The following is a 23,422-nucleotide window of genomic DNA, read 5'->3' as shown; positions in this document are numbered from 1 at the left end:
GCCGCTTGCCGCTTGCAGCTGCGTCAATCCGGGGAGCGGAAGCTGAGGCTGTAGTTCACCGCCTTGGGGCCGGGGTCGAGGATGTCGAGGGCGATGTGGATGGGGGTCTGGCTGGGCATTTCGCCGCGCCCGGCCAGCTCGCCCGAGAGGTACTCGCTGGGCTTGAAGCGACGGCTGGCGATCAACTGGCCGTTGAGGTCGGCGAAGCGCAGTTCCAGCAGCGGGAAGGGCTGGCTGAACGGGGCGCGGTTGTAGATGATCGCGTCGACGATCAAGGCGCCCTTGAAATCTGGGTGGCTGCGCACCACCAGGTTGCTGCTCTTGATGCGGTTGATGTCGACACGGGTCGGCACCTGGCAGCCGAGCGTCGGGCACAGTTGCTGGAACAGCGGGCGATAGCGGTCGTGGCGGGCCATTTCGTCGAAATGGTAGTAGACGTACTGGAACACCAGCAGGCCGGCGGCGATCAGCGCCAGCGCGCCCCAGAGCAGGCGCTTGCCCCAGTTCGGCGCGGGTTTGTGCCAACCCAGTTGCAGTGGATCGTCGATCACCTCCACCAGCGGCGCCTTGCGGGTCCGGCCCGGCGTGCTCGACAGCATCGGCTCCAGCCGTTCGTCGGCGCCGGTTTCGTCGGGGGGCTCGAGGTCGCGGGCCGAGATCCGCACGGCAGCAACTTCGTCGTCCAATGCCGACAGGCCGCTGCGCTCAAGCGCTGGCTCGCGCAGGGGCGGCGCCTCGTCGAAGGGTTCGTCGTGCTCGGCGTGCAGCCCGGTGGGGCGTTCGTCGTCGTCCAGGTCCAGGCGCGTGCCCAGCGAGGGTTCGGTGCGCGCGCTGTCTTCGGCGTCGAGGTCCGGCGCCGGGGTGTCGAGCGGAATCGGCGTCGGAGGGGGCTCGGGATGCGGTTCGAGGTGCTCGTCGTTGGCCGTGCCGAAGGCCTGCTCGCCGAGCTCATCGGCACGCGGATCGTCGCGTCGCGCCTGCAGCGAGTCGTCGCCCTGCGCGCGCTGACGCTGCGCGTCCGGACCGCGGCGCTCCAGATGGGCGAGGGCCTGGTCCAGGTCCATGGCGTCGAGGTCGGCAGCCCAGTCGCCCTGAGTGGGCGGCGGCGCCACGGGGTCGGCGGCCACCGGGGCGGCTGCCAGGGCTGTCTGCGGCGGCTGTGCCGCAGCCTCGGTCAGCGGCTTCACGGCGCTGATCTGGCTTTGTTCGAGCAACTGCCGAGCGGCGTTGAACACCTGCAGGCACTGCCCGCACCGCACCACCCCACGGGCCACGCTCAACTGTTGATGGTTGATGCGAAAGCGGGTCTGGCAATGCGGGCACTGAGTGACGAAACTGTCGGTCATGCGGCGATCCGGGGGCTGTGCAGGGGTTGGGTCCAAGAGGTTTAGCGGCGACGGCCACTGATGCGCACCCAGCCGTCGCGTTCGGCGATCGGGTCCAGGTCGAAATCGTCAGCATAGGCCTTGGCCACCTCTTCGCCCTGTTCGGCGAGGATGCCCGACAACGCCAGCAAGCCACCGGGGCGCACCAGGCCGGACAACTGCGGCGCCAGCGACACCAGCGGCCCGGCGAGGATGTTGGCGACCAGCACGTCGGCTTGCAGGGCCGGCAACTGCTCAGGCAGGTAAAGCGCCAGGCGCTGTTCGGCGATGCCGTTGCGTCCGGCGTTGTCACGCGAGGCCTCCAGGGCCTGCACGTCGATGTCGGTGCCGACCGCCTCGCGGGCGCCGAGCAGCAACGCGGCGATGGCCAGGATGCCCGAGCCGCAGCCGAAGTCCAGCACCTGAACGCCGTCCAGCGCCTGACCGTCGAGCCATTCCAGGCACAGGGCGGTGGTGGGGTGGGTGCCGGTGCCGAAGGCCAGGCCCGGATCGAGTAGCAGGTTCACCGCTTCGGGCTGCGGCGCCTGGTGCCAGCTCGGCACGATCCACAGGCGCTGACCGAAGCGCATGGGCTGGAAGTTGTCCATCCAGCTGCGTTCCCAGTCCTGGTCCTCGATCACCTCGGCCTGGTGCTCCGGCAGCGCGTCGCCGGTCAGCAGGCGCAGGTGGGCGAACACCTGCTCCGGCTCGGCGTCGGCCTCGAACAGCGCCAGCAGATGAGTGTGCGACCACAGTGGCGTGGTGTTGAGGTCGGGCTCGAAGATCGGCTGATCTTCGGCGTCCATGAACGTGACCGAGACGGCGCCGACTTCCAGCAGCGCGTCTTCGTAGGTTTCGGCTTGTTCCGGGCTGATGGCCAGGCGTACTTGCAGCCAGGGCATGGCGGGCACCTTTGGTAAATCTGCAGGGGCAGCGACGGGGCTGCGCGAAAGCGTGCAAGTTTACGCGAGTGCGCGGGGTTTGTAGAGCCGAAGGCCTGGCCTCGATCGCAGCGTTAGGCGCGACCCAGGCCAGGCGGGCGCCACGTTCAGGGGTGGCGCAGGAACGCCAGTACGGCAGCGTTTACCGCGTCGGCAGCCTCCATCTGCACCATGTGCCCGACACCCGGTAGCACCTGCACTTGGGCACCCAGCCCGTCGGCATGGGACGCCGGGATGATCGCGTCTTCGGCGCCCCAGACCAGCAGCGTCGGGTGCTCGGCGGTCACGCTGCGCAGGTCGTGCCGTTGCCGGTCGCCCTCGGCCAGCGCCGCCGCCAGTTGGCGCAAGGCGGCGTCCACGCCCTCCAGGCGCTTGAACTTGAGCATGTCCTCGAGCATTTGCCGAGTCACCTGCGTGGCGTCGGCGAACAGCTGGCTCATCGGTCCTTTCAGGGCATTGCGGCTGCCGGCCTCGATGAAGTCGTGCAGGTACTGGCCGTTGAGGGTCTCGCCCAGTGCGGCGCTGGCGACCAGGGTCAGGCTGGCCACTCGCTGCGGCGCCAGGCGCGCCGCATTCAGGCATACCGCGCCGCCCATGGAGTGACCGGCCAGGTGGGCGCGGGCAATGCCCAGGTGATCGAGCAGGGCCAGCACCGCCTCGCTCAGTTCGTCCAGGTCTCCGCGCTGCAGGGCCTTGGCCGATTCGCCGTGGCCGGGCAGGTCGAGCGCGATCACCCGACGTTCGGCGGCCAGGGCCGGGTGGTTGAACAGCCAGTTGTTCAAGTCGCCGGCAAAGCCGTGTACCAGCACCAGCGGCGTGTCGCCTTCGCCCAGCTCGAACCAGCGCAGCAGGCGCCCACCGACCTCGGCCTTCTGCGGCAGCGGCCCCTGGGTCTGTTCGCTGCCGCCAGCGGCGACGAACTCGGCCTGGAAGCGCTGCACCACGGCGTCGATCTCGGCCTCGTCGGCTTCGCCCTCGACCACCACAGCCAGCAGCGCCCCCACCGGCAGGGTTTCGTCGGGCTGGGCGACACAGCGACGCAGCACGCCGGTGAACGGCGACTCGACGCTGCCGTTGATCTTGTCGGTCTCGACGTCCAGCACTTCTTCGCCGACCGTGAGCCTGTCGCCTTCCTGCTTGAGCCAGGTATCGACCCGGCCTTCGCTCATCGACAGGCCCCACTTGGGCATGGTCAGGGTATGAATCTGGCTCATGCGGCATTCCTCGCAGCGTCGATCACTTTATGCACGGCCGCTTCGATCTTCGCCGCGTCCGGCAGGTAAAGGTCTTCCAGCGCGTCGGAGAACGGCACCGGCGTGTGCGGCGCGGTGACCATCTCGATCGGGCCCTTGAGCGCGCAGAAGGCTTTCTGCGCCACCAGTGCGCTGATGTCGGTGGCCATCGAGCAGCGCGGGTTGGCTTCATCGATCACCACCAGTCGGCCGGTCTTCTCCACGCTCTCCAGAATGCTGTCCTCATCCAGCGGGCTGGTGGTGCGCAGGTCCAGCACTTCGCAGTCGATACCCTGGCGGGCTAGGTTGGCGGCCGCTTCCAGCGCGACGTGGACCATGCGCCCGTAGGTCACCAGGGTCACGTCGTCGCCGTCGCGCAGGTAGCTGGCCTCGCCGAACGGCACCGTGTACACCTCTTCCGGCACCTCGCCCTGCAGGCCGTACAGCAGCTTGTGCTCGCAGAAGATCACCGGGTCGTTGTCGCGGATCGCCTGGATCAGCAGGCCCTTGGCGTCGTAGGGCGTGGCCGGGCACACCACTTTCAGGCCGGGGATGTGCGTCCACAGCGAGGTGAGCATCTGCGAGTGCTGGGCGGCGGCGCGCAGGCCAGCGCCGTACATGGTGCGCATCACCAGCGGGGTCACGGCCTTGCCGCCGAACATGTAGCGAAACTTGGCGGCCTGGTTGAGGATCTGGTCCAGGCAGCAGCCGGCGAAGTCGACGAACATCAGTTCGCAGACCGGGCGCAGCCCTTGGGTCGCGGCGCCGACCGCCGCGCCGACGTAGCCGATTTCCGAGAGCGGCGCATCCAGCACGCGGCCGGGAAACTGGTGGTACAGGCCCTTGGTCACGCCGAGCACGCCACCCCAGGCGTCGTCCTCGCCGGGCGCACCGGCGCCGCCGGCCACGTCCTCGCCAATGATGAACACCGTGCTGTCGCGGCGCATTTCCTGAGCCAGGGCCTCATTGATGGCCTGCTGGTAGCTGATCTTTCTTGCCATGGTGATTCTCCTTGTCGTTCTTCGGGTCGGCTCAGGGATAGGCGACGTAGACGTCGGTGAGCAGGTCGGCCGGTTGTGGCTTGGGGTCGGCCTTGGCGCGGAGCACGGCCTCTTCGATCAGGTCGGCGACGCGGGCGTCGATGGCGTCGAGCTGGGTGGCGTCGAGCAGGCCGGCGCGGGTGGTCTTGTCGCGGAACTGCAGCAGGCAGTCGCGCTGCTCGCGCAGGTTCTTCACCTCGTCCGGGGCGCGGTAGGTCTGGGCGTCGCCCTCGAAGTGACCGTAGTAGCGGCTGAGCTTGACCTCGATCAGCGACGGCCCTTGCCCGGCGCGGGCGCGCGCGATGGCGGCAGCGGCGGCTTCGTAGACGGCGAAGAAGTCGAAGCCGTCGATGGTCACTCCGGGCATGCCGAACCCGGCGGCGCGGTCGGCGATGTGGTCGCAGGCCACCGACCAGGTGGACGCAGTGGCTTCGGCGTAGCCGTTGTTCTCGGCGACGAAGATGCACGGCAGGTTCATGATCGAGGCCAGGTTCATCGCCTCGAACACTGCACCTTCGTTGGAGGCGCCGTCGCCGAAGAAGGCCACCGCCACGTCGTCGCGGCCCTTGAGCTTGGCCGCCAGCGCCGCACCGGCCACCAAGGGTGCGCCAGCCCCGACGATGCCGTTGGCGCCGAGCATGCCCTTGCCCAGGTCGGCGATGTGCATCGAGCCGCCCTTGCCGCCGCACACGCCGGTGCGCTTGCCGTAGATCTCGGCCATCATGCCGTGCACATCGACGCCCTTGGCGATGCAATGGCCGTGGCCGCGGTGGGTGGACGCGATGCAGTCGCTGTCACGCAGGTGCGCCATGACCCCGGCTGCCGACGCTTCCTCGCCGGCATACAGGTGGACGAAACCGGGGATCTCGCCAGTGGCGAACTCCACGTGCAGGCGTTCCTCGAAGGCGCGGATGGTGCGCATCACTTCATAGGCATGCAGCAATTGCGCTGAACTGAGCTCAGTGGACATGTTGTTGTTCTCCAGGGGTTGTCTCAACACGGGGTTGCAGGGTGCAGTCGGTGGCCGTGGGCCACGGCCAGCAGGCGATGACGGGCGGCGTGGGCGAGCACGGCCTCGACCTCGACGGTCAACGGTCCGTGCAGGTCTAGGGTGATGGTCGGGGTGTCGTGGGCGGCGAATTCGATCTCGCGCTCGCCGTCGAGCGCCAGGGTGCCGGCACGCAGGTGCGGACGCTGCGGAGTATCCGGGCTCAGCGTGCCGCTGGCGCTGATGCCGCAGCCTTGCAGCAGGCCGGGGGCCAGCGGCACGATCAGCGCCTGTTCGGCACCGGGGCTCAGGCGCACCCAACTGCCCAGCGGCGCCTCGCGGCTCACCGGCTGCCACAGCCCGCACAGGGCCGACAGGCCGATGGCGTGGGGCTCGGCGAAGCAGGCGAAGATTTCGTCGAGATCCTCGCGCCGGCTGAGGGCGCGGGCGCCGACGAAACGCTGGGGCGAGACCGCGACTTCGACCAGCGCCCATTCGCACAGGCTCTGCTCGGGCACTTTCACCAGCAGTCGCTTGTTGCGCCGCAGCGCCAGGCTGGCGGGCACCCGACCCGTAGCGACCAGCCCGGCAGCGAGTCCGGCGCTGGTGGCTTCGCGCAGTTGTGGGAAGGCGTTGTTGGTGCCGGTGGACAAGGTCAGCAACGGGATGTCGCCCACGTGCGCCGCCACCGCCTTGTGGGTACCGTCGCCGCCCAGCACGGCGATCAGGTCCACGCCGCGCTCGCGCATGCGGCGGGCCGCCAGGTGGGTGTCGGCGACGGTCTGGGTCAGGGGCAGGTCGAGGATTTCCACGGCCGGCCAGTGCTGCAGACTCGCCCCCGGCCCTTGGCTGGCCTTGAGTACGGCAGCGGCGATCCCGGTCATGTCGCTGGGCAGCAGCACCTTGTCCACGCCCGTGGCGCCGAAGGCCGCGAGCAGGCGCTGGATGGCCGAGGCCTTGTCGGTGCTCGAGTGCAGCCCGGCGCTGCTGGTCAGGCGCCGCAGGTCGCGACCGGAGGCCGGGTTGGCGATGATTCCGAGGGTGGGGCCGGGCTGCGTCATGGCGCACCTCATCTTGTTGTTATGCCTTGCCCGGAGCAGGAGCAAGCGCAGTGCCAGCTCTTGGGTTTGGTGCTGAGAGGGCCGTAATAGAGCACTCTGGGCAGAGTTCGACGGAGCGCGCCCGGGACTTCGCTGAGACGCGGCGTGTCGCTTGGCTCACCCGCGGCGGGGGCTGCTGAGACGCGGCGTCTCACGCCTGCCGATAATCAGACGAGGCTTGTCGATGCCTGTCGGCGAGCGCTTAATGGCCGCACAACGACAAGAACCACAGGAACCGGAGGCCTCATGCTTGCCGCGCATTCCCGAGCCCACGTCGATTGCGTCAGTCGCGTGGTGAAAAACGCCGAGCGCTTGCCCCAGGCGCCCGTACCGCCGCTGATCCTCGACTCCTGGCGACGCTCCATGGAGGTGTACCGTCTGGACCCGGCCTCCCAGCAGGGCCCGCGCATCCTTTCACAACGCCTGCTCAACGAATGCCGCGAACGCGCCGAGCTGTTCCTGCGCATCGCCGGCGATGCCGTGGCGCGCCTGCATGAACAGGTGCGCGGCGCCGACTACTGCGTGCTGCTCACCGATGCCCAGGGGCAGACCATCGATTACCGGGTCGAAACGAACATCCGCAGCGACTGCCGCAAGGCCGGGCTGGACCTGGGCGCCTGCTGGTCCGAAGGCGAGGAGGGCACCTGTGGGGTCGCGGCGGTGCTGACCAGCAAGGCGCCGGTGACAGTGCACAAGCGCGATCACTTTCGCGCCGCGTTCATCGGCCTGACCTGTACGGCGGCGCCGGTGTTCGACCCGCTGGGCGACCTGCTGGGGGTGATCGACGTTTCCGCGCTGCGCTCGCCCGATGAACGGCGCAGCCAGCACCTGATTCGCCAACTGGTCGAACGCACGGCGCGGGAGATCGAGAACGCCTTCTTCATGCACCAGACCCAGAGGCACTGGGTGATGCGCGCGCACGGTACGCCGGGCTACGTGGAGAGCCAGCCTGATTATCTGTTGGCCTGGGATGCCGAGGGCCGCCTGCAAGCACTCAACAGCCTGGCCCGGCAGCGCCTGGTGCAGCGGCTGGGGCGGCTGCCGGCGCACATTGGCGAGCTGTTCGACCAGGCGCAGTTGCGCCAGGTCTGCAACGCCTCGGCCCAGCGCCTGCCGGGGCTGGGTGGCCTGTATGGGCGGGTCAGCGCGCCGCGCCAGCGTACCCCCGCCTCGCCGCTGCACAGCGCGCAGGATTCGCGTATCGCACAGCATCTGCGCCTGGCGACGCGGGTCAAGGACTGCAACCTGGCGGTGCTGGTCGAGGGCGAGACGGGGGCGGGCAAGGAGGTGTTCGCCCGCCAGGTGCACCACCAGAGCCAGCGCAGCGCCGGTCCCTTCATCACGCTGAACTGTGCGGCCATTCCGGAAAGCCTCATCGAAAGCGAGCTGTTCGGCTATGTGGCCGGGGCTTTTACCGGGGCGTCGAGCAAGGGCATGCAGGGGCTGTTGCAGCAGGCGCACGGCGGCACACTGTTCCTCGACGAGATCGGCGACATGCCGCTGAACCTGCAGACGCGTCTGCTGCGGGTGCTGGCCGAAGGTGAGGTGGCGCCGCTGGGCGCGGCGCGACGTGAGCGCGTCGACATTCAGGTGATCGCCGCCACGCACCGCGATCTGGCCGCGCGGGTGGCGCAGGGGCTGTTTCGCGAAGACCTGTATTACCGCCTGGCCAATGCCCGCTTCGCGCTGCCGCCGCTGCGCGCGCGCGAGGATAGGCTCGGTCTGATCCAGCGCTTGCTCGCCGAAGAGGCCGCGGCCTGCGGTGTGGACGTGGTGCTGAGCGATGCGGCGTTGCAGGCGCTGCTGGAATACCGCTGGCCTGGCAACCTGCGCCAGTTGCGCCAGGTGCTGCGCTATGCGTGCGCGGTGAGTGAAGGCGGGCAGGTGCAATGCAGGGATCTACCGCACGAGGTACGCGGCGAGGTGCCGGAGACGGGCGACGGCGTGGTGTCCTGCCCGGCACGACAGGCGTTGCTCGACGCGTTGATTCGCCATCGCTGGAAACCGGCTGACGCCGCGCGTGCACTGGGTATTTCGCGGGCGACTTTGTATCGGCGGGTGCACGAGCATCGGATCGAGATGCCACGCATGAAAGGCTGAGCGCCCCGCCGACGACCGAGCGCCCATGAAAAACCCCGGAACGCGTCCGTAATGCTGTTCACTTAAAGAATGCTGGGTCCGCTTCGCGGCCCTTTCGCGGCACAAGGCCGCTCCCACAAAGTCCGCGCAAACCCTGAAACATGGGGCTGTACGGACCCTGTGGGAGCGGCCTTGCGCCGCGATGGGCTGCGCAGCAGCCCTAATTCCAGCAATACAGATATTAAGTGAACAGCATTACGGAACGCGTCCGGGGTTCGGGTCCATCACGCTAACGCGATCACTCCTGGTTGGCCAGTTTGTGCTCGAGGTAGTGGATGTTCACGCCGCCTTTGCAGAACCCTTCATCGCGCACCAGGTCGCGGTGCAGCGGGATGTTGGTCTTGATGCCATCGACGACGATTTCGTCCAGGGCATTGCGCATACGGGCCATGGCCTCGTCGCGGTCCTTGCCCCAGGTGATCAGCTTGCCGATCAGCGAGTCGTAGTTCGGCGGGACCGAATAGCCGCTGTACAGGTGCGAATCGACACGTACGCCATTGCCGCCTGGTGCGTGGAAGTGCTTCACCGTGCCTGGGCTCGGGATGAACTTCTTCGGGTCTTCGGCGTTGATCCGGCATTCCAGCGAATGGCCGTGGACGACGATATCTTCCTGGCGGAACGACAGCTTGTTGCCTGCGGCGATGCTGAGCATCTCCTTGACGATGTCGACACCGGTGACCATTTCCGAGACCGGGTGTTCGACCTGGACGCGGGTGTTCATCTCGATGAAGTAGAAGCGGCCGTTCTCGTACAGGAACTCGAAAGTACCGGCACCGCGGTAGCCGATCTCGATGCACGCGTCCACGCAGCGCTTGAACACTTCCTGGCGGGCGTTCTCGTCGATGCCGGGAGCTGGCGCTTCTTCCAGCACCTTCTGGTGACGGCGCTGCAGCGAGCAGTCACGGTCGCCCAGGTGGATCGCGTTGCCTTGGCCGTCGGACAGGACCTGGACTTCCACGTGGCGTGGGTTGGTCAGGAACTTCTCCAGGTACACCATCGGGTTGCCGAAGGCCGCACCGGCTTCGGTACGGGTGAGCTTGGCCGAGGCAATCAGGTCCTCTTCCTTGTGCACCACGCGCATGCCGCGACCACCGCCGCCGCCAGCGGCCTTGATGATCACCGGATAGCCGACTTCACGGGCGATGGCCAGTGCGGTCTCTTCGTCTTCCGGCAGCGGGCCGTCGGAGCCCGGCACGGTAGGCACGCCGGTCTTGATCATGGCGTCCTTGGCCGACACCTTGTCGCCCATCAGGCGAATGGTGTCGGCTTTGGGGCCGATGAAGGCGAACCCGGATTTTTCCACCTGCTCGGCGAAATCAGCGTTTTCAGCCAGGAAGCCGTAGCCCGGGTGGATCGCCGTGGCGCCGGTGACTTCGGCCGCCGCGATGATCGCCGGAATATGCAGGTAGGAATCCTTGGACGATGCAGGGCCGATGCAGACCGACTCGTCTGCCAGGCCCAGGTGCATCAGTTCACGGTCGGCGGTGGAGTGCACCGCGACGGTTTTGATGCCCAGCTCTTTGCAGGCACGCAGGATCCGCAGGGCAATTTCCCCACGGTTGGCGATCAGGACTTTTTCGAGCTTCCCAGACATCGTTGGCTCTCCGCGATTCAAACGACGGTGAACAGCGGCTGGTCGAACTCAACCGGCTGGCCGTCTTCTACCAGGATGGCGTCGATGACACCGCCGATTTCGGCTTCGATGTGGTTCATCATCTTCATGGCTTCGACGATGCACAGGGTGTCGCCTTTTTTCACGGTCTGGCCCACTTCAGCGAAGTTCGGCGAGGTCGGCGAAGGCTTGCGGTAGAAGGTGCCGACCATCGGCGAGCGGACCACGGTGCCTTTGAGGGCAGGCGCTGCGGCTTCGGCGGCCGGTGCAGCGGCGGCGGCAGGGGCAGGGGCAGGGGCGGCAACCGGTGCGGCCATCGGCGCTGGCGCGGCGAAGTATTGGGCGCCGGCAGGGGTTTTGCTGTTACGGCTGATGCGAACGGACTCTTCGCCTTCCTTGATTTCCAGTTCGTCGATGCCGGACTCTTCCAACAGTTCGATCAGCTTTTTGACTTTACGGATATCCATTAATCAGCAACTCCCAGGATTCGGTCGGGGACTTAAAATGTGAAAACGTGTCGAAAACGTTTCTTCGTAGTGCTTTCAGGGCCAGGTCCATCGACCTGAACCGCGTGTCATCGGGGCTGTGCGTTGGCAGCCAGATGTTCCAGGGCCGACTCCAGGGCCAGGCGGTAGCCGCTGGCGCCCAGGCCGCAAATCACACCTACAGCCACGTCGGAGAAGTAGGAGTGGTGACGGAACGGTTCACGCTTGTGCACGTTGGAGAGGTGCACTTCGATGAATGGGATGCTCACTGCGAGCAATGCGTCACGTAATGCGACGCTGGTGTGGGTGAACGCTGCCGGATTGATCAGGATGAAATCCACGCCTTCCTGGCGCGCCGCATGGATGCGGTCGATCAGCTCGTATTCGGCATTGCTCTGCAAGTACTGCAGATGGTGGCCGGCGGCGCGTGCGCGCTGCTCGAGGTCCTGGTTGATCTGGGCGAGGGTGACAGCGCCATAGACGCCTGGCTCGCGGGTGCCGAGCAGGTTCAGGTTAGGGCCGTGCAGCACCAGTAGGGTGGCCATCTGCGTATTCCTTGGTTTTGTAGGGCAATTCGACATAGCGCGGCGACTATGCCGCAAGTCGGTGGCAGTGTCCAGTTCCCCGCAATAGCCAGCACGTTGACCGAGGTTCGGGCAAAGTATGTGACTGCAAGCCTGGGTTTGGTCACTTTCGTGGGATAAAAACGCCGCAGTGGGACGTTATAGCCCCAGCTTGCCGCGCACGCGCGTCAGAATCGTCGCAAATTCCTCGGCATTCACCTCGCCTATCACCCGATCAGTGGTCATTTCGCCGCCGTTCGCGGCAAAGAACAGCATCGCCGGTGGGCCGAACAGTCGGTAACGGTCGAGCAGGCTGCGCTGTTCGGCGCTGCTGGCGGTGATATCGAAGCGCAGCCGTTTGAAGCCGGACAGCATCGGCTGGACCTGGGCGGCGCCGAGCACGTCCTTCTCGATCACTTTGCAACTGATGCACCAGTCGGCGTACCAGTCCAGCAGCACCGGCTGGCCGGCCGCTTTGGCCTGGGCCAGGGCCGCGTCCAGCGCGGCGGGGGTGGTGAGGGTCTGCCAGGCATCGGCCTGTGCAGGCGCCGCCGAGGCGGCAGACGCGGGCGGCGGCAGCGGCCGCAGTGGGTCGCCTTGACCGGCCAATGCGCCGTACCAGCAGGCCAGGGCGTAGACCAGGCACAGCAGGCCGAGCAACTGCGCCAGGCGCTGGCGCGGCGACTTGACCACGAACTCCAGCGCGCCGAGGAACAGTGCCACGCCAGCGGCCAGCAGGCCGACCAGCAGCAGCGTCAGCGGCCCGGGCAGCACGCGGCTGAGCAGGCCGATGGCCACGCCCAGCAACAGCACGCCGATGATGTTCTTCACGCTGTTCAGCCATGGCCCGCTCTTGGGCAGCCAGGCCGCGCCGCCGGTCGCCACCAGCAGCAGCGGTGCGCCCATGCCCAAGCCCAGGGCGAACAGTTTCAGGGCGCCGCCGACGGCATCGCCGCTGGCGCTGATGTACAGCAGGGCGCCCGCCAATGGCGCCGATACGCAAGGCGAGACCAGCAGGCTGGAGAGCACCCCGAGCACCGCAGCGCCCAGCAGTGATCCGCCGCGCGTGCCGCGTGCCACCCGGTCCAGGCGCTGGCTCAGGGCGTGCGGCAACTTGAGTTCGAACAGACCGAACATGGCCAGGGCGAACACCGCGAAAAACAACGCAAAGGGCACCAGCACCCAGGCCGATTGCAGGCGTGCTTGCAGGTTCAGGCTAGCGCCGAACAGCCCCATCAACGCGCCGAGTCCGGCGAAGCTGGCGGCCATCGGCAGCACGTAGGCCAGCGACAGGCTCAAGCCACGCCAACCGCCCACCTGGCCGCGCAGCACCACGCCGGACAGAATCGGCAGCATCGGCAGCACGCAGGGGGTGAAGGTCAAGCCGAGGCCGGCGAGGAAGAACAGCAGCAGCGCCTGCCAATCGAGCCGTTCGGTGGCACTGGCGGCGTTCGCCGCGCCCTCTCCCGGAATGCTCAGGCGCGCGGTTTCCGGGGGATAGCACAGGCCTTTGTCGGCGCAGCCTTGATAACCCACCAGCAAGGTGAAGGCGCGTGGGTCGGTGCGCGGCACCTCGATGTCGACGATGCCGTGGTACACCTCGACGTCGCCGAAGAACTCGTCGTGCTTGGCTTCCCCCTGGGGAATGCGTGGGCTGCCCAGGGCGATGTCGCCTGGCTCGCTGCGCACCTGGAAGCGGTGACGATAGAGGTAGTAGCCCTCGGTGGCGACGAAGCGCAATTTGATCGACTGCGCATCGGCCTGGAGCAGTTCCAGCTTGAAGGCTTCGTGGACCGGCAGGAAGTCGGCGCTGTTGGACAGCGAGGCGGCGCCCAGGGTGGCGCTGGGACGGTTGTCGAGCAGGCCCGAGGCGAAGCTGGGGCCGGCCAGCAGCAGGAACAGCAGAAAAAACAAGCGGCGCATGGCGGACTCGCGAGGTGGAACGTGGCCGGCATGATAGCGGAGTTGGCAGCGGCTGGGGGCGATCGGGCTGGGTGCGGCGGCGAAGCGCCGCACCCCAGGGCGCTTACACGCGAAACGCGCCGACCGCCTGGTTCAGTTCGCCGCCGAGCTGCAGCAGTTGCTCGCTCTGCTGGCGACCTTCGCCGATACGCTGCAGGTTGTCTTCGCCCAGGGCATGGATACGCTCGCTGTGGTCACGGATCTCGCTCACCGCGCCGCTCTGCTGGGCGGTCACATCGGCGATGCGCACCGCCGTGTCGGCGATGGTGCGAATGGCGCTGACGATCTCGTCCAGCGCACCGTCGGCCATTTGCGCCTGGCTGGCGGTGGCCTCGGCATGTTCGAGCTGGGTGCGCATGCCGCTGACCGATTCGCGCGCGGCCTGTTGCAGGCGGTCGATCAGCACCTGGATTTCGCCGGTGGCGCCGGTGGTGCGCTGGGCCAGCGAGCGCACCTCGTCGGCCACCACGGCGAATCCGCGGCCCATCTCCCCGGCACGGGCCGCCTCGATGGCGGCATTGAGCGCCAGCAGGTTGGTCTGCTCGGCGATGGCGCGGATCACCGTCAGCACGCCGCCGATGGTCGCCGACTCGGCCGCCAGTTGCTCGATCAGTTGAGCATTGCCCTGCACCTCGTCGACCAGCGCACGCAGCCCCGACAGGCTGTCGCCGATCACCGCCTGGCCGTGCTCCACGGCGCGACCGGCGTCACGGCTGGCGTCGGCGGCCGCGCTGGCGTCGCCGGCCACCTGCTGGATGGTCGCTTCCAGTTCGCCCAGGGCGTCGCGGATCTGCGCGGTGTCGCCGGCCTGGCGTTCGGCACCGTCGTGCAGCGCCGTGCTCATGCCGGCCAGGGCATGGCTGCTGCCGGCGACCTGTTCGGCGTTGTCGCGCAAGGTGCCCACCAGCGTCACCAAGTACTGGCGCAGGCGGTTCAGCGAGGCCTGGATCTCGTGCAGTTCGAGGTTGGTACGGCCCAGCTCCACGGGTTGGCCGAAGTCGCCTTCGGCCCAGCGCGACAGGGCCGGTGCCAGGCTGGTGAGGGTGCGGGTGAGGCGCCGTTGCAGGGTGTCGATGAGCAGTGCGATCAGCAGGATCAGGCCGATCATCACGCCCTGGGTGAGCCGCACTTCGGCGGCGATCTTCGCGTGCTGGCCACGCACCTGCGGCTCCAGTGCGGCGATGGCCTGCTGCACGGCATCGATACGTTCGCGGGTACTGGCGGCCAGCGCGGCGCGGCGCTCGATCTGTTCGCGGGTGCGCTGCAGCTCGGCGGGGTAACGGCCGAGCAGGCTTTGCAGTTCGCGCTTGAGGCCGACGGCGACATCTTCCTGGCGTTCGTTGGCCTGGCTTTGCAGGCCCATCATCGCGGCGAAGTCGTCGGCGCCGGACTCGGCGGCGCGGGTCACCCCCAGCAGCGGCAGGGCGTCGATGAGCTGGGCCTGGGCGCGGATCTGCTGCAGCTCGCGTTCCACCTCGTCGGCCAGCTCGGCGCGACCGCTGCTGACCAGTTTGTCGCGGGCCAGCGCCAGGCGGCCCAGGTGCAGCGAGGCGTCCAGCAGGGGCGTCAGGTAGCGCGGCGCCTCGGCGCTGCCGCTGTCACGGGCGTAGCCGGCCAGTTGTTCGAAGTTGGCCCCCAGCTCGCGCTCGGCTTGCAGCAGCAGGGCTTGCGGGTCGCCGGCCAGTTTGCCGGCGGCCAACAGTTCGTTGGCGGTGAACGCCTGCAGGCCGTCGAGGCTGGGCCGCAGTTGCGCGGCCAGATCCTCCGGCCACTGGGCCAGCGCCTCGTGCAGGTGGCGGGTGGCCTCCGTGGCGGCGGCATGGCGCAGGGCGTCGCCACTGGCCAGGTAGGCCTGGATGTTGTCGGCGGCCTGGTTCTGGAACTGCTGAGACAGGCTCAGGTAGCGCTCCATCAGTTGGTAGGGGCGCTCCAGTGCGCGCTGCGACCACCACAGGGTCGCGCCCAGGGCAAAGCACACGGCCACCAGCAAAAGGGTGTTGAAATTGGTCAGCCACTTCAGGCGCATAGCCGCTAACTTCCTGGGCAATGGTGAGGTAGGTGGCTGAAGTTATTGCGATTTTGTGACGCCGTGATGACGGCGGAGGCTTGGCGCCCTAAAAAAGTGGCACATTGCTGGTATGGCTGGCGTCGTGGCCGATGGCCGTGCAGGAAACGCCGTGGGCGCTTACGGCTCGACCCGCATCACGCAATTGCGCCCGGCATGCTTGGCCCGGTACAGCGCCTCGTCCGCAGCACTGGCCATGCTCTGGGCATCGAGCGCCTCGTCGAGCTGCACCACACCGGCACTGAAGGTGCATTGCAGGTCGTGAGGCTGGGCGGGGTAGTGGATTTCGGCGAAGCGCTGGCGGATCTGGTCGAGCACCTTGTGCGCGGCATCCAGCCCGGTGTCAGGCATCACGATGGCGAATTCCTCGCCGCCGTAGCGGCCGATGAAATCGGTCTTGCGCAGGCGCTGCTTGAGAAACAACGCCAGGCTCTTGATCACGCGGTCGCCCATGGGATGGCCATGGCGATCGTTGATCTTCTTGAAGTGGTCGATGTCGAGCATGGCGAAGCTCAGTGGCCGTTGCTCGCGGCGGGCGCGGAAGCTGCAGTCTTCGAGCAGTTGCAGGATGTGGGTGTGGTTGTACAGCCCGGTCAGGCTGTCACGGACCATGCGCGCCTTGAGGTGGCGGGCGCGGGCGGCGCGGTTGCGCACGGTGGTGATCAGGTGGCGGGCGCGGATCGGTTTGGTGAGAAAGTCGTCGCCGCCCTCGCTCATGGCCTCGAGCTGCTTGTCCAGGTCGTCTTCGGCCGACAGGTAGATGATCGGCACGCTGACGTAGCGGTCGTTGTGGCGGATCACCTTGGCCAGTTCCACGCCGGTACAGTCGGGCATGTACATATCCAGGATGATCAGGTCGGGCTGAAAGTCCGCCAGTTCGGCCATGGCGCGCATCGGCTCGGTGAGGGTGCGGGTGATGATGCCGGCGCCGTTGAGCAGGCGCTCGGTGTTCAGCACCTGGGCCCGCGAGTCGTCGATGACCAGCACGCGGAACGGCTCGTACTGGGTGGCGCTGGTGAGCAGTTCGACTTTCTCCAGCAGGCTCGACGCTTCCAGGGTGCCGGTGAGGAACTCCTGGCCGCCAGCCCGCACCGCTGCCAGGCGCGTGGGGGTGTCGGCTTCGTGCAGGCTGAAGAACAACAGTGGGATGGGCGTTTGCAGACCGAGTTGGGCGTCGGCCGCCAGGCGCAGGCCGGCGCCGGGTCCGGCGAAATCCACGTCCATGACGATCGCCGCCGGCAGGTGCTCGCTCAGCGCCGCGCGCAAGGCCTCGCCGCTGTCCAGGGCTTGTGCGCTCAGGCCGAAGAACGCCAGTTGCTGGGCCAGGCGCTCGGCGCGCTCGGCGTCCTGCAGCAGGATATGCACGGGCTTGCGCACGGCCGGCAAGTGCACGCTGTCGAGCTGGTCGCCCTGGCGCAGGCCTGTGCGCGAGAGGCGCTGCATCAGGCGGTTGAGCTCACCGATCAGTTGCGAGTTGAGGCGCGCGCTGTTGGCTTCGATGGCCTCCAGGGTCTGACCGATGGCCTGCGCCAGGCCGATGTGTTCGGCCTGCTCGAAGCGCTCGGCGTAGCGCTGCAGGCGCAGGTTGGCATCGCTCAGTTCGCCCAGTCCGGCACTCGACCATTCGCCGCGCTGCAGGCGTTGCCAGGTCTCCAGCATCTGTCGAGCCTGGTGGATGACCCGCTGGGCGAAGTGTTGACGCAAGCGCTCGTGGCTGGGCTCGGCGTGTCCGGTCATGTCCTGTCTGCTTGTTCGAAAGAGGTATGCAGGTTCAATGATGGCTCTATGCTAGCAGCTCTGATCCTACCCGTGAGTGCCGCGGATCAACAAAGCGTTCACGCCCGTCCATTCAGTTTGCGACTCGTGGGTCGCTTATGCGCATGGCGGCGTCTGCTTTATAGTGCCCAGGTGCAGGCTCGCCGTGGCACCCTGGCACGGGCCTGTGGTCCAAGCCCCTGAACCCTCATGTTTGATTAAGGACAACGCCATGCTGGACTGGAAAAACCGCGAGGCCAAGGCCGAGCGGCGCGAGCGCGCCGACGGCCGTGGCGCCGCCACCCGTAGCTACTTCGGCGGCCTCTGGAGCCGCGCCCTGCTTATCCTGATCGGTGTGTACCTGGTGGTGTGCATCGGTCTTGGCTGGTACTGGAGCCAGGAACCGGCCCTGTTCCCGGTGCAGCAGAATGCCCAGGCCGCTGCCCAGCGCAACGGCCAGCAGATGGTGATCGGCTACACCACCACCGAAACCCTGAAGACCGTCGCGGCCACGCTGCTCGACAAGCCCGGTGGCTACATCGCCAACGACCGCTTCCCGCCAGGCCTGTGGATGGACAACATGCCGAGTTGGGAATACGGCGTGCTGGTCCAGGTACGTGACCTGTCGCGCGCGCTGCGCAAGGACTTCGCCCGTTCGCAATCGCAATCCACCGAAGACGCCGACCTGGCCAAGGCCGAACCGCGCTTCAACTTCGACTACAAGAGCTGGATCCTGCCGTCCAGCGAATCGGAGTTCGAGGAAGGCATCAAGTCGCTCAGCCGCTACCAGGCGCGCCTGGCCGCTGGCGACAAGGGCGCGATCTTCTACACCCGTGCCGACAACCTCAACAACTGGCTGGGCGACGTGGCCACGCGCCTGGGTTCGCTGTCCCAGCGTCTGTCGGCCAGCGTCGGCCGGGTCAAGCTCAACAGCAACCTGAAGACCGAAACCGTGCAGGCCGGCCAAGCGCCGCAGGTCGACGAGGAAATCGTCGAGACGCCATGGCTGCAGATCGACAACGTGTTCTACGAAGCCCGTGGCCAGGCCTGGGCGCTGTCGCACCTGCTGCGCGCCATCGAAGTGGACTTCGCCGACGTACTGGCGAAGAAGAACGCGACGGTCAGCGTGCGGCAGATCATCCGCGAGCTGGAAGCGTCGCAGGAACCGCTGTGGAGCCCGATGGTGCTCAACGGCAGCGGCTTCGGCATGTGGGCCAACCACTCGCTGGTGATGGCCAACTACATTTCCCGGGCCAACGCCGCCGTGATCGACCTGCGCCAGTTGCTCTCGCAAGGATGACCCTGAGCCCTGACGAAGCCGCACACCGTGCGGCTTCGGACGCCGAGTCGGTGGCCTGGGTCGATGCCCAGGACCGCTGCTTGGGCGCTCTGCCGCGGGCCGAGTTGCGCGAGCGCGGGCTGATCGGTCGCTGCACCTTCATCCTGCTGTTCAATAGCCGAGGCGAGCTGTGCGTGCACCGGCGCACCTTGAGCAAAGCGCTGTATCCCGGCTTCTGGGATGTGGCGGCCGGCGGCATGGTGGGGGCGGGCGAAAGCTACGACGCCTCGGCAGCGCGAGAGCTTGGTGAGGAATTGGGCATCGCGGATGTGCCGTTGCGCTTCCATAAGAAGTTCTACTTCGACCAGCCGGGCAACCGGCTGTGGTGCGCGGTGTACTCGGCCGTGTCCGATGCGCCGTTGCGCTTGCAGCCTGAAGAGGTGATGGAGGCGCGCTTCATCAGCGTGGCCCAGGCCGAGGCCGAAAGCCGAGTGAAGGATTACTGCCCGGATTCGCTGGTGGCGTTGCAGCGGTTCAAGGCCAGTTCGTGACAGCGCTGGTATCGGCAGCGCGGGGCGTCCGCCCCTGAACAGCGCGTCGCATAACGCGTGGAAAATGCCGCAATCCGCTACTTAGCAAGCCATCGATTTACCGTTACACTGCGCGCCCTTTTCGGGCTGTCGCCGCATCTGCGACAGTAGCGCCGCCCCTGCCAGAGTGGGGCTTCGCGGTCGGTCCAGCGATGCTGCGAGCCGACCAGTTTTTGTCCTCAGCAAGAGGAACAAAAGTGGCCAAGAAAGCTTCTTCCTTTTCCGCCCTCGGCGGTCTCGTGTTTTCCACCGACGCCGGTCGGCATTGCCCCGACTGCAGTCAGCCGGTGGATGCCTGTGTCTGCAAGCAGCAGGCCGTGCCCGAAGGCGATGGCATCGCCCGCGTGCGCCGCGAAAGCAAAGGGCGTGGCGGCAAGACCGTCACCACCATCAGCGGCGTGCCGCTACCGCTCGATCAGCTCAAGGAACTGGCCAGCACCCTCAAGCGTCGCTGCGGCACTGGTGGCGCCCTGAAAGACGGCGTCATCGAGATCCAGGGCGATCATGTCGAACTGCTGCTCGGCGAATTGCTCAAGCAGGGTTTCAAGTCGAAGAAGTCCGGCGGCTGACCCCGCGCCGAGGATTTTTCGCCCGTGGCTTTCTAAACTCGTTCCTGTGGTCAGGGTCTACCGCCGCAGACGGACGAATCGTCATCATCAGCTTTCATACTGCGCGCGCCTCCCAGGCGGGGCAGTGTCCAGAACTTATCGACAGGGGACTTGAATGTCCGTACGACGCACACGCAAAGACGATGGCAGCCAATGGACCGTGGCCGACAGCCGCAGTGTTTACGGGATCCGCCACTGGGGTGCTGGCTATTTCGCCATCAATGATGCCGGGCGCGTCGAAGTGCGCCCCAACGGCCCGGACAGCTCGCCGATCGACCTCTTCGAACAGGTCGAGGAGCTGCGTCAGAGCGGCCTGTCGCTGCCGCTGCTGGTGCGTTTCCCGGACATCCTGCAGGACCGCGTGCGCCAATTGACCGGTGCCTTCGACGCCAACATCGCGCGCCTGGAATACCAGAGCCAGTACACCGCGCTGTACCCGATCAAGGTCAACCAGCAGGAAGCGGTGGTGGAGAACATCATCGCCACCCAGAACGTCTCCATCGGCCTCGAAGCCGGCTCCAAGCCTGAGCTGCTGGCGGTGCTGGCGCTGGCGCCCAAGGGCGGCACCATCGTCTGCAACGGCTACAAGGACCGCGAGTTCATCCGACTGGCGCTGATGGGCCAGAAGCTGGGCCACAACGTGTTCATCGTCATCGAGAAGGAGTCCGAGGTCGCCCTGGTGATCGAGGAAGCCGCCGAGCTCAAGGTCAAGCCGCAGGTGGGGCTGCGTGTGCGCCTGTCGTCGCTGGCGTCGAGCAAGTGGGCCGACACCGGCGGGGAGAAGTCCAAGTTCGGGCTGTCGGCTGCGCAGTTGCTGTCGGTGGTGGCGCGCTTCCGCGAGGCGGGGCTGGATCAGGGCATTCGCCTGCTGCACTTCCACATGGGCTCGCAGATCGCCAACCTGGCCGACTACCAGCACGGCTTCAAGGAAGCGATTCGTTACTACGGCGAACTGCGGGGGTTGGGCTTGCCGGTCGATCACATCGACGTGGGCGGCGGCCTGGGCGTCGACTATGACGGCACCCACTCGCGCAACGCCAGCTCGATCAACTACGACATGGACGACTATGCCGGCGTGGTGGTGGGCATGCTCAAGGAGTTCTGCGACGCGCAGGGCCTGCCGCATCCGCACATCTTCTCCGAGAGCGGCCGCTCGCTGACTGCGCACCACGCCATGCTGGTGATCCAGGTCACCGACGTGGAGAGCCACAACGACGAAGTGCCGACCATCGAGAACAAGGCTGCGCTGCCCGAGACCGTGCAGTGGCTGGTGGACCTGCTCGGTCCGACCGACATCGAGATGGTCACCGAGACCTACTGGCGTGCCACGCACTACATGGGCGACGTGGCGGCGCAGTACGCCGACGGCAAGCTCACCCTGGCCGAGAAAGCCCTGGCCGAGCAGTGCTACTTCGCCGTGTGCCGGCGCCTGCACAACTCGCTCAAGGCGCGCCAGCGTTCGCACCGCCAGGTGCTGGACGAACTCAACGACAAGCTGGCCGACAAGTACATCTGCAACTTCTCGGTGTTCCAGAGCCTGCCCGACACCTGGGCCATCGGCCAGGTCCTGCCGATCATCCCGCTGCACCGCCTGGACGAAGAGCCGATGCGCCGTGCAGTGCTGCAGGACCTGACCTGCGACTCCGACGGCAAGATCAACCAGTACGTCGACGAGCAGAGCATCGAGACCAGCATGCCGGTGCACGCGGTCAAGGAAGGCGAAGACTATCTGCTGGGCGTGTTCCTGGTCGGCGCTTACCAGGAGATCCTCGGTGACATGCACAACCTGTTCGGCGACACCGACTCGGTGAACATCTACCAGAACGCCGACGGCAGCGTGTACCACGCCGGTATCGAGACCCACGACACCATCGAAGACATGCTGCGCTACGTGCACCTGTCGCCGGAGGAGTTGATGACCCATTACCGCGACAAGGTGGCCAGCGCCAAGATCAGCGCACGTGAGCGCACCCAGTTCCTCGACGCCTTGCGTCTGGGGCTGACTCGCTCGTCTTATCTGTCGTCCTGATTGCCTAGGTGAGGTGGGGCTGCGGTGCAGCCCCTTCCCGGTCCGAAGCCGTTCTATCTATGTCTCGGAGCCGTTGTGCGCGCTAGGTTGCTGGCACAGCTCGCCAGTCGAGTTGTGGACTGCAGTTGCAGCCTTGTACCGCGAAAGATCTGTGCAGCGGGTCCAGCATCAGCCAACCCATCCCCGTTGCCGTTGCAACCTCCACCCCACCCACCCCAATGTCACCGCGCGCAACCCCATGAACCCGAGAAACGCCAACCACAACCCGTGGTTGCCGAGCCCGCGCAGGGCGAATGCCACGGGCAGGGCGATCGCGACCGATACCAGCATCGCATTGCGCATCTCGCGGGCACGTGTGGCGCCGATGAACAGGCCGTCGAGCAGGTAACTCCACACCGCCACCAGCGGCAACAGGGCCAGGTACGGCAGGTACGGGTAAGCGGCTGCGCGCACGCTGGCGATGTTGGTCTGCAGGTCGATGAACAGGTGCCCGCCCAGCAGGAACGCCGCGGCGAATAGCAGGCTGACGATCAGCGACCAGCCGCAGGCCACCACCAACGAGCGGCGCAAGGTGTCGCGCTCGCGCGCGCCGATGGCGTGGCCGCACAGGGCTTCCACGGCATGCGCCAGGCCGTCGAGGGCATAGGCGGTCAGGAGCAGACCATTGAGCAGCAGGGCATTGGCGGCCACCGTCGCCTCGCCCAGGCGCGCGCCCTGCACGGCGATCAGCAGGAACACCAGTTGCAGCGCCAGGCTGCGCAGGAAGATATCGCGATTGACCGACAGCAGCGGTCGCCACGCCTGCCAGCGGGTGAGCGCCGACCAGACGATCCGTCCGGGATGCGCGCGCAGCGCCGGCCGGGTCAGCGCCAGGCCGAGCAGGGCGGCGCTCCATTCGGCGATCACCGAGGCCCGCGCCGAGCCCAGCACGCCCCAGTCCAGGCCGAGCACGAACCACAGGTTCAAGGCGATGTTCAGCACGTTGGTGGTCAACAGGATCGCCAGCGGCGCCCGCGCGTTCTGGGTACCGAGGAACCAGCCGACCAGGGCGTAGCTGGCCAGCGCCGCCGGCAGGCCGAGCAGGCGCGTATGGAAGAACGTCTCGGTGGCGCTGCCCAGTGCCTGGCTGGGCTGCATCGCGTGCAGCGCCAATTGGCTGAAGGGCAGGGCGAGCAAACCGACCACCAACGCCAGCGCCAACGCCAGTAGCAAGCCCTGCGCCAGCACCTGGCGCAGCGCGGCACCGTCGGCGCGCCCGGCGGCCTGTGCGGCGAAGCCGGTCGAGCCCATGCGCAGAAAGCCCATCAGGCCGACCATGAAGGTGAACAGCGTGGCGCCGACGGCGACCGCGCCCAACTGGTGGGCGTGGGGCAGGTGGCCGACGACCGTGCTGTCGACCAGCGCCACCAGTGGCACCGAAACGTTCGACAGGATCATCGGCGCGGCCAGGGCCCAGACCTTGCGGTGGGTCAGGCGGTGCTGCCAGTCGGTGGACAACTGCGACATGGGGATTCCCGGATCTGTGGTCATGCTGTCCACTTGAAGAATGCTGGGTCCGCTTCGCGGCCCTTTCGCGGCACAAGGCCGCTCCCACAAAGTCCGCGCAAACCCTGAAACAGGGGCTGTACGGACCCTGTAGGAGCGGTCTTGCGCCGCGATGGGCTGCGCAG

General features: G+C 67.0%; 18 protein-coding genes. 5 read left to right on the top strand and 13 right to left on the bottom strand.

The window, feature by feature from the left end:
- Positions 1–23: 23 nt before the first annotated feature.
- From GKC70_RS20935 to GKC70_RS20910, 6 genes are all read right to left on the bottom strand, one after another.
- Positions 24–1,346 carry a DUF3426 domain-containing protein gene (locus GKC70_RS20935; RefSeq protein ID WP_342649800.1) on the bottom strand — a complete coding sequence of 441 codons (1,323 nt, stop codon included), beginning with the start codon at positions 1,344–1,346 and terminating at the stop codon, positions 24–26.
- Between the two features lie 41 nt (positions 1,347–1,387).
- Positions 1,388–2,266 carry a 50S ribosomal protein L11 methyltransferase gene (gene prmA, locus GKC70_RS20930; protein WP_116887495.1) on the bottom strand — a complete coding sequence of 293 codons (879 nt, stop codon included), beginning with the start codon at positions 2,264–2,266 and terminating at the stop codon, positions 1,388–1,390.
- A 146-nt stretch (positions 2,267–2,412) separates the two neighbouring features.
- On the bottom strand, positions 2,413–3,519 hold the full coding sequence (locus tag GKC70_RS20925; protein ID WP_342649799.1) for an acetoin dehydrogenase dihydrolipoyllysine-residue acetyltransferase subunit: 1,107 nt from the start codon (positions 3,517–3,519) through the stop codon (positions 2,413–2,415).
- Positions 3,516–4,538: an alpha-ketoacid dehydrogenase subunit beta gene (locus GKC70_RS20920; protein WP_029614155.1), complete on the bottom strand. Its 1,023-nt coding sequence runs from the start codon at positions 4,536–4,538 to the stop codon at positions 3,516–3,518. Before GKC70_RS20920 ends, GKC70_RS20925 begins: the two co-directional genes overlap by 4 nt.
- A gap of 31 nt (positions 4,539–4,569) precedes the next feature.
- Positions 4,570–5,547, bottom strand: coding sequence for a thiamine pyrophosphate-dependent dehydrogenase E1 component subunit alpha (locus GKC70_RS20915; RefSeq protein ID WP_295481594.1), 978 nt, complete (start codon positions 5,545–5,547; stop codon positions 4,570–4,572).
- A gap of 23 nt (positions 5,548–5,570) precedes the next feature.
- Positions 5,571–6,626 (bottom strand): NAD(+)/NADH kinase, encoded by a 1,056-nt coding sequence (locus tag GKC70_RS20910; protein ID WP_342649798.1) that lies wholly within the window; start codon positions 6,624–6,626, stop codon positions 5,571–5,573.
- 285 nt (positions 6,627–6,911) lie between these two features.
- Between GKC70_RS20910 and GKC70_RS20905 the strand changes: the two genes are divergently transcribed.
- Entirely contained in the window at positions 6,912–8,765 is a 1,854-nt protein-coding gene (locus GKC70_RS20905) for a sigma-54-dependent Fis family transcriptional regulator (RefSeq protein WP_342649797.1), read from the top strand.
- 277 nt (positions 8,766–9,042) lie between these two features.
- Here GKC70_RS20905 and accC read toward each other — a convergent pair whose 3' ends face one another.
- The 6 genes from accC to GKC70_RS20875 all read right to left on the bottom strand — a co-directional run bounded on the left by accC (position 9,043) and on the right by GKC70_RS20875 (position 17,228).
- Complete coding sequence (gene accC, locus GKC70_RS20900; protein ID WP_342649796.1) at positions 9,043–10,398, bottom strand: acetyl-CoA carboxylase biotin carboxylase subunit; 1,356 nt, start codon at positions 10,396–10,398, stop codon at positions 9,043–9,045.
- Positions 10,399–10,415: 17 nt separating this feature from the next.
- On the bottom strand, positions 10,416–10,883 hold the full coding sequence (gene accB, locus GKC70_RS20895; protein WP_342649795.1) for an acetyl-CoA carboxylase biotin carboxyl carrier protein: 468 nt from the start codon (positions 10,881–10,883) through the stop codon (positions 10,416–10,418).
- A gap of 107 nt (positions 10,884–10,990) precedes the next feature.
- The gene (gene aroQ, locus GKC70_RS20890; protein WP_029614230.1) at positions 10,991–11,446 is read right to left on the bottom strand and encodes a type II 3-dehydroquinate dehydratase; all 456 of its coding nucleotides are present in this window, start codon (positions 11,444–11,446) and stop codon (positions 10,991–10,993) included.
- A gap of 177 nt (positions 11,447–11,623) precedes the next feature.
- On the bottom strand, positions 11,624–13,387 hold the full coding sequence (locus tag GKC70_RS20885) for a protein-disulfide reductase DsbD (protein ID WP_342649794.1): 1,764 nt from the start codon (positions 13,385–13,387) through the stop codon (positions 11,624–11,626).
- A 103-nt stretch (positions 13,388–13,490) separates the two neighbouring features.
- Positions 13,491–15,452, bottom strand: a complete 1,962-nt coding sequence (locus GKC70_RS20880; RefSeq protein ID WP_342649793.1) for a methyl-accepting chemotaxis protein — start codon at positions 15,450–15,452, stop codon at positions 13,491–13,493.
- Positions 15,453–15,611: 159 nt separating this feature from the next.
- Positions 15,612–17,228: a diguanylate cyclase gene (locus GKC70_RS20875; protein WP_342649792.1), complete on the bottom strand. Its 1,617-nt coding sequence runs from the start codon at positions 17,226–17,228 to the stop codon at positions 15,612–15,614.
- Positions 17,229–17,478: 250 nt separating this feature from the next.
- Here GKC70_RS20875 and GKC70_RS20870 point away from each other — a divergent pair, with 250 nt between their 5' ends.
- From GKC70_RS20870 to speA, 4 genes are all read left to right on the top strand, one after another.
- Entirely contained in the window at positions 17,479–18,546 is a 1,068-nt protein-coding gene (locus GKC70_RS20870) for a DUF2333 family protein (protein ID WP_039582974.1), read from the top strand.
- Positions 18,543–19,076, top strand: a complete 534-nt coding sequence (locus tag GKC70_RS20865) for an NUDIX hydrolase (protein ID WP_342649791.1) — start codon at positions 18,543–18,545, stop codon at positions 19,074–19,076. The genes GKC70_RS20870 and GKC70_RS20865 overlap by 4 nt, the downstream gene beginning before the upstream one ends.
- A gap of 236 nt (positions 19,077–19,312) precedes the next feature.
- Positions 19,313–19,684 (top strand): translation initiation factor Sui1, encoded by a 372-nt coding sequence (locus GKC70_RS20860; protein WP_342649790.1) that lies wholly within the window; start codon positions 19,313–19,315, stop codon positions 19,682–19,684.
- 154 nt (positions 19,685–19,838) lie between these two features.
- A complete protein-coding gene (gene speA / locus GKC70_RS20855) occupies positions 19,839–21,752 on the top strand; it encodes an arginine decarboxylase (protein ID WP_029614350.1) in 1,914 nt (637 codons plus the stop codon).
- Between the two features lie 168 nt (positions 21,753–21,920).
- Here speA and GKC70_RS20850 read toward each other — a convergent pair whose 3' ends face one another.
- The gene (locus tag GKC70_RS20850) at positions 21,921–23,258 is read right to left on the bottom strand and encodes an MATE family efflux transporter (RefSeq protein ID WP_342649789.1); all 1,338 of its coding nucleotides are present in this window, start codon (positions 23,256–23,258) and stop codon (positions 21,921–21,923) included.
- Positions 23,259–23,422: the final 164 nt, after the last annotated feature.

The organism is Pseudomonas sp. REB1044 (genome assembly GCF_038813925.1).
GTDB classification, from domain to species: Bacteria; Pseudomonadota; Gammaproteobacteria; order Pseudomonadales; family Pseudomonadaceae; genus Aquipseudomonas; species Aquipseudomonas boreofloridensis.
This window is presented reverse-complemented; position numbering and strand designations above follow the sequence as displayed.

Coding starts and splice junctions, on each gene's coding strand:
- GKC70_RS20915 (WP_295481594.1), bottom strand. CDS start 5,547: ATGTCCACTGAGCTCAGTTCAGCGCAATTGCTGCATGCCTATGAAGTG.
- GKC70_RS20885 (WP_342649794.1), bottom strand. CDS start 13,387: ATGCGCCGCTTGTTTTTTCTGCTGTTCCTGCTGCTGGCCGGCCCCAGC.
- speA (WP_029614350.1), top strand. CDS start 19,839: ATGTCCGTACGACGCACACGCAAAGACGATGGCAGCCAATGGACCGTG.
- GKC70_RS20925 (WP_342649799.1), bottom strand. CDS start 3,519: ATGAGCCAGATTCATACCCTGACCATGCCCAAGTGGGGCCTGTCGATG.
- GKC70_RS20910 (WP_342649798.1), bottom strand. CDS start 6,626: ATGACGCAGCCCGGCCCCACCCTCGGAATCATCGCCAACCCGGCCTCC.
- GKC70_RS20865 (WP_342649791.1), top strand. CDS start 18,543: ATGACCCTGAGCCCTGACGAAGCCGCACACCGTGCGGCTTCGGACGCC.
- accC (WP_342649796.1), bottom strand. CDS start 10,398: ATGTCTGGGAAGCTCGAAAAAGTCCTGATCGCCAACCGTGGGGAAATT.
- GKC70_RS20850 (WP_342649789.1), bottom strand. CDS start 23,258: ATGTCGCAGTTGTCCACCGACTGGCAGCACCGCCTGACCCACCGCAAG.
- GKC70_RS20880 (WP_342649793.1), bottom strand. CDS start 15,452: ATGCGCCTGAAGTGGCTGACCAATTTCAACACCCTTTTGCTGGTGGCC.
- GKC70_RS20905 (WP_342649797.1), top strand. CDS start 6,912: ATGCTTGCCGCGCATTCCCGAGCCCACGTCGATTGCGTCAGTCGCGTG.
- accB (WP_342649795.1), bottom strand. CDS start 10,883: ATGGATATCCGTAAAGTCAAAAAGCTGATCGAACTGTTGGAAGAGTCC.
- GKC70_RS20875 (WP_342649792.1), bottom strand. CDS start 17,228: ATGACCGGACACGCCGAGCCCAGCCACGAGCGCTTGCGTCAACACTTC.
- GKC70_RS20870 (WP_039582974.1), top strand. CDS start 17,479: ATGCTGGACTGGAAAAACCGCGAGGCCAAGGCCGAGCGGCGCGAGCGC.
- GKC70_RS20920 (WP_029614155.1), bottom strand. CDS start 4,538: ATGGCAAGAAAGATCAGCTACCAGCAGGCCATCAATGAGGCCCTGGCT.
- aroQ (WP_029614230.1), bottom strand. CDS start 11,446: ATGGCCACCCTACTGGTGCTGCACGGCCCTAACCTGAACCTGCTCGGC.
- GKC70_RS20935 (WP_342649800.1), bottom strand. CDS start 1,346: ATGACCGACAGTTTCGTCACTCAGTGCCCGCATTGCCAGACCCGCTTT.
- prmA (WP_116887495.1), bottom strand. CDS start 2,266: ATGCCCTGGCTGCAAGTACGCCTGGCCATCAGCCCGGAACAAGCCGAA.